This window comes from Acinetobacter sp. ACIN00229 (assembly GCF_016106645.1).
GTDB lineage: Bacteria > Pseudomonadota > Gammaproteobacteria > Pseudomonadales > Moraxellaceae > Acinetobacter > Acinetobacter oleivorans.
In genome coordinates this window covers 101,752-115,804 of sequence record NZ_JADWOM010000002.1, presented here as the reverse complement: position 1 = coordinate 115,804, position 14,053 = coordinate 101,752, and the positions used below count along the sequence as shown (strand labels likewise).

Annotated in this window: 14 protein-coding genes, 1 tRNA gene and 1 pseudogene; 3 read left to right on the top strand and 13 right to left on the bottom strand. The window is 38.0% G+C overall.

From position 1 onward, the window contains the following. Positions 1-318: an AzlD domain-containing protein gene (locus I7H67_RS02000; RefSeq protein ID WP_198306948.1), complete on the top strand. Its 318-nt coding sequence runs from the start codon at positions 1-3 to the stop codon at positions 316-318. Positions 319-361: 43 nt separating this feature from the next. On the opposite strand, the gene I7H67_RS01995 is transcribed toward I7H67_RS02000, so the two are convergent. From I7H67_RS01995 to I7H67_RS01940, 11 genes are all read right to left on the bottom strand, one after another. Continuing rightward, positions 362-811 carry a DUF962 domain-containing protein gene (locus tag I7H67_RS01995; RefSeq protein ID WP_198306947.1) on the bottom strand — a complete coding sequence of 150 codons (450 nt, stop codon included), beginning with the start codon at positions 809-811 and terminating at the stop codon, positions 362-364. A gap of 572 nt (positions 812-1,383) precedes the next feature. Then, a complete protein-coding gene (locus I7H67_RS01985; protein WP_004791014.1) occupies positions 1,384-1,995 on the bottom strand; it encodes a septal ring lytic transglycosylase RlpA family protein in 612 nt (203 codons plus the stop codon). A 289-nt stretch (positions 1,996-2,284) separates the two neighbouring features. Continuing rightward, positions 2,285-3,286: a lytic murein transglycosylase B gene (gene mltB / locus I7H67_RS01980; RefSeq protein ID WP_004791015.1), complete on the bottom strand. Its 1,002-nt coding sequence runs from the start codon at positions 3,284-3,286 to the stop codon at positions 2,285-2,287. A gap of 19 nt (positions 3,287-3,305) precedes the next feature. Continuing rightward, positions 3,306-4,448: a rod shape-determining protein RodA gene (gene rodA, locus I7H67_RS01975; protein ID WP_005307110.1), complete on the bottom strand. Its 1,143-nt coding sequence runs from the start codon at positions 4,446-4,448 to the stop codon at positions 3,306-3,308. A 127-nt stretch (positions 4,449-4,575) separates the two neighbouring features. Next, positions 4,576-5,226: a hypothetical protein gene (locus tag I7H67_RS01970; protein WP_005307108.1), complete on the bottom strand. Its 651-nt coding sequence runs from the start codon at positions 5,224-5,226 to the stop codon at positions 4,576-4,578. Between the two features lie 23 nt (positions 5,227-5,249). Then, positions 5,250-6,062, bottom strand: a complete 813-nt coding sequence (queF, locus tag I7H67_RS01965; RefSeq protein WP_198306945.1) for an NADPH-dependent 7-cyano-7-deazaguanine reductase QueF — start codon at positions 6,060-6,062, stop codon at positions 5,250-5,252. Continuing rightward, a complete protein-coding gene (locus I7H67_RS01960) occupies positions 6,059-6,832 on the bottom strand; it encodes an ABC transporter permease (RefSeq protein WP_004791025.1) in 774 nt (257 codons plus the stop codon). Before I7H67_RS01960 ends, queF begins: the two co-directional genes overlap by 4 nt. After that, the gene (locus I7H67_RS01955; RefSeq protein ID WP_005307103.1) at positions 6,829-7,764 is read right to left on the bottom strand and encodes an ABC transporter ATP-binding protein; all 936 of its coding nucleotides are present in this window, start codon (positions 7,762-7,764) and stop codon (positions 6,829-6,831) included. Before I7H67_RS01955 ends, I7H67_RS01960 begins: the two co-directional genes overlap by 4 nt. Positions 7,765-7,881: 117 nt before the next feature. Further along, positions 7,882-7,958 (bottom strand) — tRNA-Arg (locus I7H67_RS01950). 101 nt (positions 7,959-8,059) lie between these two features. Further along, the gene (locus I7H67_RS01945) at positions 8,060-8,692 is read right to left on the bottom strand and encodes a hypothetical protein (RefSeq protein WP_198306944.1); all 633 of its coding nucleotides are present in this window, start codon (positions 8,690-8,692) and stop codon (positions 8,060-8,062) included. Between the two features lie 147 nt (positions 8,693-8,839). Next, complete coding sequence (locus tag I7H67_RS01940; RefSeq protein WP_151821296.1) at positions 8,840-9,526, bottom strand: 3'-5' exonuclease; 687 nt, start codon at positions 9,524-9,526, stop codon at positions 8,840-8,842. A gap of 249 nt (positions 9,527-9,775) precedes the next feature. Between I7H67_RS01940 and I7H67_RS01935 the strand changes: the two genes are divergently transcribed. Beyond that, on the top strand, positions 9,776-11,005 hold the full coding sequence (locus I7H67_RS01935; protein ID WP_198306943.1) for an alpha/beta fold hydrolase: 1,230 nt from the start codon (positions 9,776-9,778) through the stop codon (positions 11,003-11,005). A gap of 62 nt (positions 11,006-11,067) precedes the next feature. Here the strand turns inward: I7H67_RS01935 and I7H67_RS19615 are convergent. Then, positions 11,068-11,190 (bottom strand): annotated as a pseudogene (locus I7H67_RS19615) (hypothetical protein). Positions 11,191-11,251: 61 nt separating this feature from the next. On the opposite strand from I7H67_RS19615, the gene glyA reads away from it, so the two are divergent. Continuing rightward, on the top strand, positions 11,252-12,505 hold the full coding sequence (glyA, locus tag I7H67_RS01930) for a serine hydroxymethyltransferase (protein WP_032052288.1): 1,254 nt from the start codon (positions 11,252-11,254) through the stop codon (positions 12,503-12,505). A gap of 62 nt (positions 12,506-12,567) precedes the next feature. Here glyA and I7H67_RS01925 read toward each other — a convergent pair whose 3' ends face one another. After that, a complete protein-coding gene (locus I7H67_RS01925; protein ID WP_198306942.1) occupies positions 12,568-14,043 on the bottom strand; it encodes an efflux transporter outer membrane subunit in 1,476 nt (491 codons plus the stop codon). Positions 14,044-14,053 lie beyond the last annotated feature (10 nt).

Here is a 14,053-nt window from a genome sequence, read left to right as displayed (position 1 = left end):
ATGTCTTGGTTTATGATTTTAGGTTTGGCAGCAATCGTCTTTTTTAATCGTTATTATTTTTTAGAACCCACTGTTAAAATTAAATTGCCGCTTATTATGAACAAGATGCTTAATTATTCTGCGCCATGTTTATTAACAGCAATTTGTATTCCAGTTGTTTTTTTTGATGGCGATAATTTAAAAGGAATTATTGATAATCCTTATATTTATGCAGCAATCTTTTGTATTGTGATTGCCCTTTATCTCAAGAAAGTGCTTTTAAGTGTTATTTCTAGTTTGGTTTTTTTCTATTTTATAAATTTTCTAATAAATTACTAAAATGTAAAAGCTGAATCGAGATGATCCAGCTTTAATTCAATAATTAGGATATAGCGTGTTTTTGTCTACTTTTCCATTTGGGTAAGATTTTTCCTAGATAGGCATCCATGCACCAGACGGGGCCAATGAGTAAAAATTGTAAATCTTTAAAGAAAGATGGTTTTTTGCCCTCAACTTTATGGCCATAGAACTGTCCGATCCAAGCAATCACAAAAAGAGCAATATAAAATCCTACTCCTACAGGTAGGGTGTAAATGAGCCACGCCATAACAACAAGTAAAGCTGCCATTGCAACAGCAAGTACAAGATCTAAACGAGCATAAAATACTAAAGTGAGTACAAGTAGTAGAGTAGTGAGCAAGGTGCTGAAATGGGCAATGATTCCAATAATAGAGAATAAAATGGCAGGAACGCAGAGCCAGTGAATTTGTTTATTGGTTGGGTTTTGATGGCTTTCGCTATATTCATCAAACCATTCTGTAACGGATTTCATTAATGGCACACTCCTTGTTTTAACTTTGATTTATTCTTTCTGGATATATTTTAGCCTGTTCTGGAGGAATTCGACAAGAAACCAGCACTATTCAACTATAGCGATTTGGCAGTAAAAACTGAGGAGGGGGTAGATGAAAAAAATAATATGGCGCTGATTGAAAAAATAGTCCATTTTAACTCAAAAAAGGGTGCAATATTTCATAATATTTTTTCTGTGTTGCTCAATGATGAAAACAGCAAAAAAAGTGTAATTTTGAGATGGGTGGGAAAATTGTGTGAAAAAGCTCTACTCATCTACTCTAAAAACGCCATAAATAGCCCTTATTTTAGAAAAATGGTACTGGGGTAGCGCAAATTTATTAAAGTCGCTCTAAGCGCAATTTAGAAGCGAAATAGACTTTGATAAAATAAATGCAATTTTTTGTTCGAAAAATAATCAAAAGTGGGGTTGGAGAGGGGTTAAAAAAGATAATTTTTTTACTTTAAGCTAGGAATTATTTTCATAGTTTAAAACATAAAAAAGCCGCAGAAAAAATTGCGGCTTTTTACATGAGCTCTAGAGTCTATAACTTATGAAGTTGGACCATCAACGCGCTCAATATTTACTTTTGCAGTTCCAGCATTGGTAATACCAAGACGTTTAGCTGCGCCGTAAGATAGGTCAAGTACACGATTGCCATGGAAAGGACCACGGTCATTTACTTTTACAACCACACTTTTACCATTGTCTTTATTCGTTACTCGAATGTAACAGTTTAACGGTAGGCTACGGTGAGCAGCAGTAAGAGCATTCATATCGAATGTGTCACCACTTGCTGTTTTGCGACCATGGAATTGACGACCATACCATGAAGCCATGCCAGTTTGGCTAAACTTACGAACAGTGTTTGAAGCTACTGTGTTAAGTTTTTCAATCACTGAAGGCTCATCTTCAGGGATTTCAATTTTTGCTGCGATAGCTTGACGACGGATTTGATCGCCAGAACGTTCAGTGATTGAAAGACTGTTAATGTTAGAAAAACGAGAATTAAAATTTTGAGTATCTTTACTCAATACACGAGCTGCTAAATTAGAACCATCTACATCACTATTTAATGATGAAGATTGCACCATTTCAGCGTGCAATGGGGCTATGCTTAAACTAGCCGTCAGTGCAAGAACGTATTTCAGCGATAACTGCATTTGTATAAACTCCTGAGAACATGTACTTTTTTCTTTCAGCGATTGACTGAAATTTAAAGTGAACATGTCTTATTATTCACTTTTGCAATTGCTACATTGGGGTGGATAATATTCATCGCTTACGGAGAGTGTCTAGTCTTTAACGAGAAATAGTTACAAAAAGGGCAAAAACTTACAGTTTTGGGTTAAAAAATAATCAAAAGTGTAACAAGATATTAAATTTGTGCGTATTGTGATCTATTTAACAAAAATATTTATTGACTTTTACATAACTTATAAAAAAGCTAGCCTATCGGCTAGCCACTTCAGTGCCTAATAACCATACAGCAGTAGCATACATACGGCTCTTATTATAGGTCGTAATCACTTGAAAATTCGGGTAAGTCAAATAGTAAATTGGACCATTATAGTCTTGTAATTGAATAACATTCACCATATCCAGATCATCAATTTTAACTAAAGGATTTAAAGGTGAAACCCCGAGTGTCTTTAATGCACCATATGGAAAAGGTTGAGTTAAATCTTTAGCAATAACACTGTCTGGATTTGAGCCTGTGTAACGTGCCATAAACCCGATAGGTTGATCGCGTTGCCATCCTTGTTTTGCTAAGTAATTTGCGATTGAACCGATTGCATCTTCTGCAGAATTTCTTAAATCGATGTGTCCATTACCATCATAATCGACCCCATATTTACTAATATTACTCGGCATAAATTGTGGATAGCCAATTGCACCTGCATAGGAACCTACAATACTACTTGTTGGATAACCTTCTTTATAGGTCCATGCAATAAGAGCAGCAAGTTCATCACCAAAATATTCAGCACGGCGAGGGTAGCCAAAAGCAAGTGTGGCTAATGCATCACGTGTAATAAATGAACCTTTATTTGCGCCATAACCTGTCTCAACACCCAAGATGCCCAAAATGACAGCTTGAGATACACCATATTGTTGTTCAGCACGGTTTAAAGCATCTGCATATTGGTTTTTAAAACGCACACCACGTTGAATTGTTCCTTCAACCAAAAACATAGAACGATAGTCATACCAAGGTTTGCTTTCACCTGGACGAGTCATAATATTTAGAATGTTTGGTAAATTTTTTGCACCATTCATAGCTGCATCAACTTGATCACCACTTAACCCATAAGCGCTCATCGTTTTTTGTTTAAAATTTACATAATCAGGATGTGTTGCAAAATCGTTGGCCTGAGCGAAGTGACTTGTACTGATTAAACCAGTACATAAAGCAAGCATTTTTAAAGTTTTATTTAAGTGTTGAGACAACATATCGTTTTAAAATTCCAGATTATCGATGTGTATGAATGGACATGACTAAACCAAAGGTGGCCATTAAAGTAATAATAGCTGTTCCGCCATAACTCATAAAAGGTAAGGGAACACCTACTACAGGTAAAATACCACTGACCATTCCCGCATTTACAAATACATAAACAAAAAAAGACAAACCAAAGGCGCCAGCAACTAAACGTCCATAGTTATGGAAGCTTTGTAAACCGATTTGGAATGTTCTAAAAATAATAGCAAAATAAAGAATAACTAAAATAAGTACACCGATGAGCCCAAACTCTTCGGAGTACGCAGCAATAATAAAGTCGGTATGGCCTTCAGGTAAAAAGTGCAAATGTGATTGGGTACCTTCAAGAAATCCTTTACCTGAAAAACCACCAGAACCAATTGCCGTTTTAGATTGAATAATATTCCAACCTGTACCGAGTGCATCTGCCTCTGGATCAAGTAAAGTTAAAACCCTTTGACGTTGATAGTCGTGTAAAAGAAATTCCCAAGCAATCGGAATGACCACCGCGGCACAGGCTCCCGCAGCACCGATCATACGCCATGATAGTCCACTTAAAAATAAAACAAATATTCCGCTTGCTAATACTAAAAGTGATGTCCCTAAGTCAGGTTGTTCTGCAATCAGTAAAAAAGGAATACCAATTAACATTAATGATAAAACAACTTGTGAAAAACTAGGGGGAAGTGGTTTACGTGCTAAAAACCAGGCAATCATCATGGGCATGCCGATTTTCATGAATTCACTGGGTTGGACACTTCCGAAACCGGGAATATCAATCCAGCGCTGAGCACCCATTCTAACTTCACCAAATATCATGACTGCCAAAAGTGAAAATAAGCCAAATAAATAAAAATAGGGTGAAAAAGCTTGATAGACCTTTGGCGGAATTTGGGCTAGACCAAACATCACTAAAAAGCCAATACCAAAACTCATGGCTTGTTTACTCACTAACCCCACATCTTGTGCAGAAGCACTATATAGTACGGTTAAACCTAATAGCGCATTTAAGAGCAGAAATAGGCATAGCCAAGGGTCAACATGGAGTTGTTGCCACTTTGAAGGTTGCATAGCAGTGCTAAGACCATCTCGAGGAGCTTGGCGTAAAAATTTATATTGCGGACTAGGAGACATGCGGCGTTAACTAAGGTCAATCAGTGCTTGGCGCATGCTAACATAAACTTGGTTAATGGCAATGTATATCAATATTTTGCAATAAAAAAACCTAGCTTTCGCTAGGTTTCCGATAGTCTATTTTTTATTAGTTAAAGAATAAACCATCATGATATTCAGCCATCGCTTTTAGTTCAGTGCGATTTAGGCTTGGAATCAATTTGTCGATCGCAATGTGAACAGCTTTTGTTACAGCTGCTGCACCAATATCGGCTGCTTTACGCTTAATCATGCCAAGGTCTAATGTTTTATTAAAATCAGACATGAAGTGTTTAATCATGGCATCGCCGAATTGTTTATATAACTCAGCTAAAGCAGCTTTATTAATGTCATTGCCTGCTTCAAGTTCAGTAAAGTTATGCTTAAGGTTAGTTACTAAACCTGCATCTAAATTTACGCCTACTTTATATTGGCCTTGTGGGTCTTTAAATAAGCTTTTTTCAGAAAACTCTACTGATTGTTTAACCACATCATTTGGTGCTTTGCTTAACAATTGCTTTAAAAGAACAGCAACAGTTGATTTGACATAGCCTGCTAGTTTTTCGGCAGTATCGCGCTTTTCACTTGCAGGAAAATGTTGAACTAACTGAATTAAGACATTATCAATAATCTCTTCATTAAGCTGTAAAGCAATCTTATCGCGAAGTGGATATAAAGGTTCGCTAGAATTTTTATTCGCAATTCCAGTTTGTATATCGTTCAATAAGCCTTCAGAAGGGGTAAAACCAAAAAACGGCATGGTGTATCCTCAAATTATTCGTTTTATTGTCGTGCCAATCGAATCGGTTTTGGCATCCATGAAAGATCCGATACTCGGCAAGGGTTAATATCAAGTCCGCCGCGACGAGTATAAGTTGCATAAACCATCAGCTTCTCAGGCTCTAGATTTTGCCAAATATCGGCAAAGATCTGTTCGACACATTGTTCGTGAAAGCCGTTATGCTGACGGTACGAGATAATATAAGCTAAAACACTACGATAACAAGGTTTTTTGCCTTTAAAACGAATAAAAACTGTACCCCAATCCGGCTGTCCCGTGACTGGGCAGTTACTTCTCAAAAGATGAGAATACAGCTCAATTTCAACTTCTTCACCAGACTCATCTCGTTTTAAAAGAGTTGCATCAGGGTGTTGTTCTAAACGTTCTGGCGCAAGGTCATCAATACAAATGCCTTGAGGTTTAGAAATATTTAAATCATCAACCTGAAATAAGGTTAAGTCAACTTTTGCACCCGCAGCAGCGGAGAGATCTTTTTCAACCGTTTCAATGAATAATTCTTTTGAATCAAATTGAGTGAAATTAAGACTATTGAAGTAAAGTTTTAATGACTTTGACTCAATTAAATTCGGTGAAGAAGCGGGCAGTGTAATTCTGCCAATCGCAACTTGTGGAATACCATGAGCGTTTAACCATGAGATTTCAAAAACATGCCACCAATCTTTACCTTGAGTAATGCCTTCAATATGTGAATAGCTTTCACGAGACTGAGCACGGGCAATTGGAAATAAAACATCAGGTTGATAATTAGTTGGATATTGGGTTTCTTTACCCAATAAAGACTGTTCGACACTCATTCACGCATTCCTGAACCACGAGCAAGTAAATAGTAAGCAATTCCGTAAAGTACAACACAGCATGATGTCACAATGATTAAAGAGAATGAAACATTCACATCACTATGACCTAAAATGCCGAAACGGAAAGCATTAACCATATAAACAATAGGGTTAATTAAAGAAAGTTTTTGCCAAAAAGGACCAAGTGCACTAATGGCATAAAACACACCACCTAAATAAGTTAAGGGTGTAAGAACAAAGGTGGGAATAATAGAAATATCATCAAATGATTTTGCATAGACTGCATTAATAAAACCACCTAATGAGAAAAGAACCGACGTAATTAAGACTGTATATATAGTTACGAACCAGTTGTGTATGAAAAGGTCAGTAAAGAACATGCTCATTGCAGTCACAATTGCACCTACTAATACACCACGGCAAATACCACCAATGACATAGCCCCATAAAATGATATGGAGTGGAACGGGACTCATGATGAGTTCTTCAATACTTTTTTGGAATTTCACACTAAAGAAACTTGAAGAAACGTTGGCATAACTATTGGTAATGACTGCCATCATAATTAAGCCGGGCACAATAAATTGCATATAGCTCACGCCACCCATTTGTCCAATGCGTGAACCCACCAAATTACCGAAAATCACAAAGTACAAACTCATTGTAATCGCAGGTGGTAATAAGGTTTGTGGCCAAATGCGTAGAAAACGGCGTACTTCTTTACGAACTATGGTCCAGAGAGCAATTTGCAGTTGGCTAAAATTCATTTTGCCTCTCCTTCAAGATTTTTCTCGACCATTTTGACAAATAACTCTTCTAAACGGTTCGATTTATTACGCATACTACGAACACGAATACCTTGAGATTCTAATAGCTGGAATAGGTCATTTAATGTATGCGCTCTATCCATCGTTACTTCTAAAGTATTGCTATCGATTAAGTTAAACTTTACACCAATAATATTTAACTGAAGCGGCCCAATCGGTTCGGCTAAATCGAAGATAAATGATTCTTCATTGAGCTGATTAAGGAAGTTCTTCATGCTGGTATCTTCTTTAATTACACCGCGGTCAATAATCGCAATTTGACGACACAACATTTCTGCTTCTTCTAAATAGTGGGTCGTTAAAATAATAGAAGTACCGCTTTCGTTCATTTCAGTCAGAAAATCCCACATAGAACGGCGTAATTCAATATCTACACCAGCAGTAGGTTCATCTAGAATAAGAAGCTTAGGCTCATGCATCATGGCACGGGCAATCATCAGACGACGCTTCATACCACCAGACAGCATGCGTGCTTGTATATTACGTTTTTCCCACAGGCCGAGCTTTTCTAAATAATGTTCGGCACGTTTTTCTGCAATCTTTTTATGGATGCCGTAATAGCCAGCTTGAGTGACTAAAATATCGAATGTTTTTTCAAACTGTCCAAAGTTAAATTCTTGAGGAACGACGCCAAGCTGCTGTTTTGCCAGAGATGGATGGGTATCGAGATTGTGCCCAAAAATCTCAACTGTTCCTGAGGTTTTTTTCGTGAGGGAGCTGATAATACCAATGGTTGTTGATTTGCCGGCACCATTTGGGCCTAACAACGCATAAAATTCACCTTCAGGCACAGTGAGGTTAATACCTTTTAACGCCTGAAAACCATTACGATATGTTTTGGACAAATCTCTTAAAACCAAAGCATCAGTCATGAAATTCTCACATTATGAAAGAGGGGTATATTTTGAGCGATAATGATTAATAAACCAAGTAAAATAGTCGGAATTTTATAAAATTGAGATAAATTTATGAAGTTATTATATAAAAGCTGGTGCGCCCGGCGGGGATCGAACCCACGACCCCAGGTTTCGGAAACCTGTACTCTATCCAACTGAGCTACGAGCGCATGCGTGGGGCACATCATAGGAAAAAAACACTGGCAGGTAAAGCACGAAATACGTGCCAAGTGAATTTAATGCTTAATTAAACAGCAAGTTGTTTAATATTTTATATATTTTCCTGAATAAGCTGAATTGAATAGTTAATTGTATGTAAAGCACTTGCAAGTTCCTGAGAAGGAATTCGTGATTCTTGCAAACTGGTAATCCATTGCATTTGGCAAAGTTTAAGCTCTTGTATTGTTGTGGCTTTCTCTATTTTTTGAACTAGTGGTTTAGTCATTAGTCCGCAATAACTGCTAAGCGTTTTCATCATTAACAGTTGTATTTCTTCGAAAGAGAGAGCCTTAGAAGACATTGCTGGTTGAAAATATGTAGTACTGGACTGATCTAAAGTTTTTTGTTCGGAAAGCTGAATTTCTCCAATAATATTTGGGGAATGTGCTATGGAGCTACCAACAGATTCTTTTTGATTTTCTTCTACTTTATTTATTGATGATGTTTTTAAAATAATTTCTTCATCAGTTAACGTTTTTGTAGAGGCAGTTGGGGCAATAAGCTCTAAGTCGATAAGCTGTTGAATCAATTCTGGAGAAGCAATGCGTTTTTTAAATTCACCATTTAAGTTTTGAAAATCTTCATGGTCTATTAAGAGTAATAAACGTCTTTGTTTTGCATTTAAAACAATATTGCGTTGTTGAAGCGCAACTCTCCCTAAATTGGTTCTATAAAAACCAGCCATGATGTTTCCCCAATATAAAAATAAATCAGACTGTTCAATTTTCTGAGTTGAACAGTGCTGTTTTTAATAAAATATAAATGGGGTTAACCATAAAACTCAAAAATGACAATATGATGAAGAATTGATGAATATCATCTATTTAAGTCATTAAAGTACATTTTCTAATGCTTTGCGAAGGTAAATATCAAGCTCATCTTGGCGTAATAACCATTGAATATAGTCTTTAGGAAGTTCAGCAATTGCTGTACCTTTATGCTTACCAAAGTTAACCGTTGTGGGGATACGTGCTTCTTCAGAAACTCGGTATAGCTCTTCAATATCTTGAATATTTAAATGATAGATAATATGCATCAAAATATTAGCAGTCAAAATAATATCGGCATCGGCACGGTGTGCACCTTTGAGCAATTCACGAGCTTTACTGCTGCCTTGCGAAATCATATAGATGAGGGCGGAGATATTATGTGCTTCTGCTTCAGGCCAAACTTTACGCGCTAAAGCTAAAGTACAAATCGGTTTAATATTCGATACATCTACACCGCAACGTGCAATCGCGGCAATATCGTAATCAATATTGTGACCAATAATATAAGTTGTGCTCTCTGGTAATTTAAACGTTTTATAGTGAGGCTGGTTTTCTAAATCTGACTCTAATATATGGTGAACTGCCATAGCGGCGTAGGAAATAGGAGCACCGACTTGATAGAGCTGATCAAACAATTTGCTTTTATCTAAGGTGAGCTTTCCTTCATTAAGTTCGATCGGGGCATATGCAATTTCAATAGGCAAACCATTTAGTGTATGTGTTTCTGTATCTAAAATAATGGTTTGCATAACTGGCCCTTTAAACAATCACAAGTAGCTATGAATGGTAACAGTTGGCTATCTACTTTAAAACATGAAGTGAGGCTATAAAGTAGCGAGAACGTCAATTTATATTAAAAATAAAGTTTTCATAGATTAATTTCATCCAATAGAACTTGCGAAAAATAAAGATTAGGCGTAATTGTTTTTAAGACATTAGAAAATGTTGATTAAAAAACTAAAGCAAAACAAAAATGGAATTTAAGGGAAGATATACCAATGAAAATGAAACTGTTCATGACCAGTGTTCTTAGCACAAGTTTATTGTTGACGGCATGTGGTGGAGGAAGTAGCGATGACAGCCCAGTAAGTACTAATCCATCTGGTACTCCAACCAATAATATTCAAAACCCAGTGGTTAAAGTAGATGCTTACACGAGCACCAACCTAGGATCAGTTGCTGCTGAAAGTAGTATTTTGACCTATAAAATGTTAGGTCAAAGAGGCCAAGAAGTGCAAGCAACCAGTTTGGTATTTACACCAAATACGCCACCACCAGTAGGCGGTTGGCCAATTGTAGTCTGGGCACATGGTACTACAGGTGTTGCAGATGCCTGTGCACCAAGTAAAGCAGCTTTAACAGACAGTACAAAAGATTTAATTAGTAAGTTACTTGCAGCTGGTTATGTTGTTGTTGCGCCAGACTATGAAGGTTTAGGTACTTCAGGCATACATCCATTTTTAAATGTTAAAAGTGAGGCTTTCTCAATTACAGATGCTGTGGTTGCAACGCGTAACTATTTATCACAGCGTAACTTATTAACTTCAAAAAAATGGCTTACAGTCGGTCATTCCCAAGGGGGGCATGCTGCGTTAGGTGCTGCACAATATGCGAGTCGTGCACAGCTAGACTATAAAGGTACAGTAGCCGTAGCACCAGCTTCTAATTTAGGAAGTATTCTTTTAAATGGAGAATTAAAAGCTGCAAGTGCATCAGTATATGAAAAAAAGGCAATCTATGCGCAGCTTGATGCATTTACAGCGCTTGTTGTAGCAGGAATTCGTAATACCCATCCAGACTTTAATTATCTTCAAGTATTTACTGAATCTACTGCAAGAATTGCACAAGACGCTGAAGGTTTTTGTTATGAACCTTTACTCGGGGATTTTAGCGCTACTATGCAAGTTTATATTGCAACTCATGGGGAAACATTAGATGGTTATATGCGTACACAACCTAACTTTATGGAAGTGCCGCTAGTTAAGACGTTTTTGGAAAAAGATTCACAGCTGTTACAAGTAAAAGTCACGACACCAATCATCATTTATCAAGGGATAGCTGATCCTACAGTACCTAAATTGGCAACTGATCTATTGATATTTAATGCCACTAGCGTAGGTACTAAAATTAATAGTTATGTGACTGGTAACTGGGACCATAATACGGCAATGAGTAGTAATGTAGACAACATTGTTGGAAATGTGCAGACTTTGCTAACAGCACAATAGAGTTATTGATATTTAAAGTATTTTTAACCTTCTTGTAAGCTAAAGTGAATGAGGGAAAAATTTTAAATATAAGCTTTAAACCAGCTTTTTTATTGATTTATAAACAATGGCTCATTTTTTATAAAACTTGAGCCATTTTTATTTAAAACTGAGCTAACTTCATTCTGTTTAATTATAAAGTTCATGCTACAATATGTCGCAATCTTAGCACGGCTTAAAAGCCCTAATTTTATAGGACCCCCGCTAATGTTTGCCAATATTTCCATTTCTGAATTTGATCCAGAATTAGCTCAAGCAATTGCTTCTGAAGGTGAGCGTCAAGAAGCACATATCGAGTTAATTGCTTCTGAAAACTATTGCTCTCCTGCTGTGATGGAAGCGCAAGGATCAAAACTTACGAATAAATATGCAGAAGGTTATCCAGGTAAACGCTATTATGGCGGTTGCGAATATGTGGATATCATTGAGCAAATGGCGATTGATCGTGCTAAAGAACTTTTTGGTGCAGATTACGCAAACGTTCAACCACACGCTGGCTCACAAGCTAACTCTGCTGTTTATCTAGCGCTTCTTAACCCAGGTGATACTGTTTTAGGTATGAGCTTGGCTCACGGTGGTCACTTGACTCACGGTGCTAAAGTAAGCTTCTCTGGTAAAACTTATAATGCTGTTCAATACGGTCTAAACGCTGAAACTGGCGAGATCGATTATGAAGAAGTTGAACGTTTAGCATTAGAGCACAAGCCACGTATGATCGTTGCTGGTTTCTCTGCTTACAGCCGTGTTGTAGATTGGCAACGTTTCCGTGACATCGCGGACAAAGTTGGCGCTTACCTTTTTGTTGATATGGCTCACGTTGCAGGTCTTGTAGCTGCTGGCGTATATCCAAACCCAGTTCAAATTGCTGACGTAACTACAACTACGACTCACAAAACACTTCGTGGTCCACGTTCTGGTTTAATCCTTGCGAAAGCGAATGAAGAAATCGAGAAAAAACTTCAATCAGCTGTATTCCCTGGTAACCAAGGCGGTCCATTGATGCATGCGATTGCTGCTAAAGCAATCTGCTTCAAAGAAGCAATGTCTGATGAGTTTAAAGCTTACCAACAACAAGTTGTGAAAAATGCTCAAGCTATGGCTGAAGTGTTAATCGCTCGTGGTTATGACGTTGTTTCTGGTGGTACAGAAAACCACTTATTCTTGTTATCTTTAATCAAGCAAGATGTAACTGGTAAAGATGCAGATGCTTGGTTAGGTGCTGCTCACATTACTGTGAACAAAAACTCAGTTCCAAATGACCCACGTTCTCCATTTGTGACTTCTGGTATCCGTATCGGTACTCCAGCGGTAACAACTCGTGGTTTCGGTGAAGCTGAAGTTCGTGAGCTTGCTGGTTGGATCGCTGACGTGATTGACAGCAAAGGTGACGAAAAAGTTATTGCTGACGTAAAAGCGAAAGTTGAAACTGTTTGTGCAAAATTCCCTGTATACGCACAATAAGTTGTAAATATAAAAAAAGCGCCGTATGGCGCTTTTTTTATATCAAGTTAATTAGATAAGAATTAACTTTTAGATTTTGCTGATGACTCGGCATCATACCAGCCACCACCTAATGCACGGATTAAATTTACACTAGCCATCATTCTAGTGCCGTTAAGCTGTGCAGAAAGTTGTTCTTGTTGCAAAATAGTCCGATCTGAATCAATCACATCAAGATAGCTAATCGCACCTTCTCGATAACGTAAATGAGACAATTGATTTGCATGACGAGAAGAAGAAAGTGCTTGGTTTTGTGCCTGAATTTGCTGATCGAGAATTCTTTGATCAGATAAACCATTTTCAACTTCGCGAAATGCATTCAATACAGTTTGCCTATAGTTTGCAACGCTTTCTTCATAGGCTGCTCGCGCTTGAGCGACTCCCGCTTTACGTTGCCCGCCGTCAAATAATGGCAAAGATAAAATAGTGCCTGCGACTGGACCAAGTAAGAAAGTACGGCTCGACCATTTACCTAAATCACCTAAGGTTGATGATTCATAACCGAGCGCACCTGTCAGGTCTAGTTTTGGGAAGAAAGCAGCACGTGCAATTCCAATACGTGCATTATCTGCTGCCATAGCACGTTCGGCAGCAGCAATGTCAGGTCGTCTTTCAAGTAAAGCCGAAGGTAAACCTGCTGGCAGACGGAGGCTGTTTGCAGTTAAAGGCTGAATCGTCAAGCTAAACTCAGCAGGTGTTTTGCCTAGCAATACTGCAAGTGCATGCTCTGCATTGGCTCGGTTACGAGCAATGTTCAGTGCATTGGTTTGAGCTGTAGCAAGTTCAGTCTGTGCGCGAGAAACATCTAATTCACTGACTAAACCATTTCTAAAACGTGTTTGAACTAAGTCTCTTGTCTCGCCAAGCAGTTTAATAGTGCGATTATAAATTGCTTGTTCAGCATCAAGCTGACGAATGAGAAAGTAACCTTGGGCAACATCTGCTTGTAAGGCTAAAAGTGCTGACTGATATAAAGCTTCTTGTTGCTGTACATCAGCTGTTGCTGCATTAACACTGCTGGCGATACGACCAAATAAATCGAGCTCATATGAAACATTCGCTTGAGCACGCCATAAGGTTTGTGCAGATGTATAGGTATTTTCATCTAAACCGAGTGAAGCTGGAGAAGGTTTTTGCCGAGTTGGCCCAAAGCCTGCACCAATACTTGGCAAGCGTTCAGCTTGTGCTGCTGAACGTAACGCACGTGAAGCCTGAATATTGGCCGCTGCTGCTTTAAGGTTTTGGTTGCCAGAAATGGCCTGTTGTTCAAGCTCATTCAATTGAGCATCATTAAAAACGCGCCACCATTCACCTCGAAGCTGCTGATCGGCGGGTTGGGCAATTTTCCAGTTATTATCCTCAAGTTTAGCGTCCGACTCTTTAAATTTGACGGGAACTATGACCTTTGCAGGTTGATATTCAGGTGCCAAAGAGCAGCCTGCAAGGAGCAGGCTTCCCATGAGTGAGGACAATAATAAGCTTTGTTTTGCTGTAGCCATCAAATATCCT

What these genes read in the sequence shown, in the direction of transcription:
- I7H67_RS02000 (WP_198306948.1), top strand. Translation starts at nt 1, where the DNA reads ATGTCTTGGTTTATGATTTTAGGTTTGGCAGCAATCGTCTTTTTTAAT.
- I7H67_RS01995 (WP_198306947.1), bottom strand. Translation starts at nt 811, where the DNA reads ATGAAATCCGTTACAGAATGGTTTGATGAATATAGCGAAAGCCATCAA.
- I7H67_RS01985 (WP_004791014.1), bottom strand. Translation starts at nt 1,995, where the DNA reads ATGCAGTTATCGCTGAAATACGTTCTTGCACTGACGGCTAGTTTAAGC.
- mltB (WP_004791015.1), bottom strand. Translation starts at nt 3,286, where the DNA reads ATGTTGTCTCAACACTTAAATAAAACTTTAAAAATGCTTGCTTTATGT.
- rodA (WP_005307110.1), bottom strand. Translation starts at nt 4,448, where the DNA reads ATGTCTCCTAGTCCGCAATATAAATTTTTACGCCAAGCTCCTCGAGAT.
- I7H67_RS01970 (WP_005307108.1), bottom strand. Translation starts at nt 5,226, where the DNA reads ATGCCGTTTTTTGGTTTTACCCCTTCTGAAGGCTTATTGAACGATATA.
- queF (WP_198306945.1), bottom strand. Translation starts at nt 6,062, where the DNA reads ATGAGTGTCGAACAGTCTTTATTGGGTAAAGAAACCCAATATCCAACT.
- I7H67_RS01960 (WP_004791025.1), bottom strand. Translation starts at nt 6,832, where the DNA reads ATGAATTTTAGCCAACTGCAAATTGCTCTCTGGACCATAGTTCGTAAA.
- I7H67_RS01955 (WP_005307103.1), bottom strand. Translation starts at nt 7,764, where the DNA reads ATGACTGATGCTTTGGTTTTAAGAGATTTGTCCAAAACATATCGTAAT.
- I7H67_RS01945 (WP_198306944.1), bottom strand. Translation starts at nt 8,692, where the DNA reads ATGGCTGGTTTTTATAGAACCAATTTAGGGAGAGTTGCGCTTCAACAA.
- I7H67_RS01940 (WP_151821296.1), bottom strand. Translation starts at nt 9,526, where the DNA reads ATGCAAACCATTATTTTAGATACAGAAACACATACACTAAATGGTTTG.
- I7H67_RS01935 (WP_198306943.1), top strand. Translation starts at nt 9,776, where the DNA reads ATGAAAATGAAACTGTTCATGACCAGTGTTCTTAGCACAAGTTTATTG.
- glyA (WP_032052288.1), top strand. Translation starts at nt 11,252, where the DNA reads ATGTTTGCCAATATTTCCATTTCTGAATTTGATCCAGAATTAGCTCAA.
- I7H67_RS01925 (WP_198306942.1), bottom strand. Translation starts at nt 14,043, where the DNA reads ATGGCTACAGCAAAACAAAGCTTATTATTGTCCTCACTCATGGGAAGC.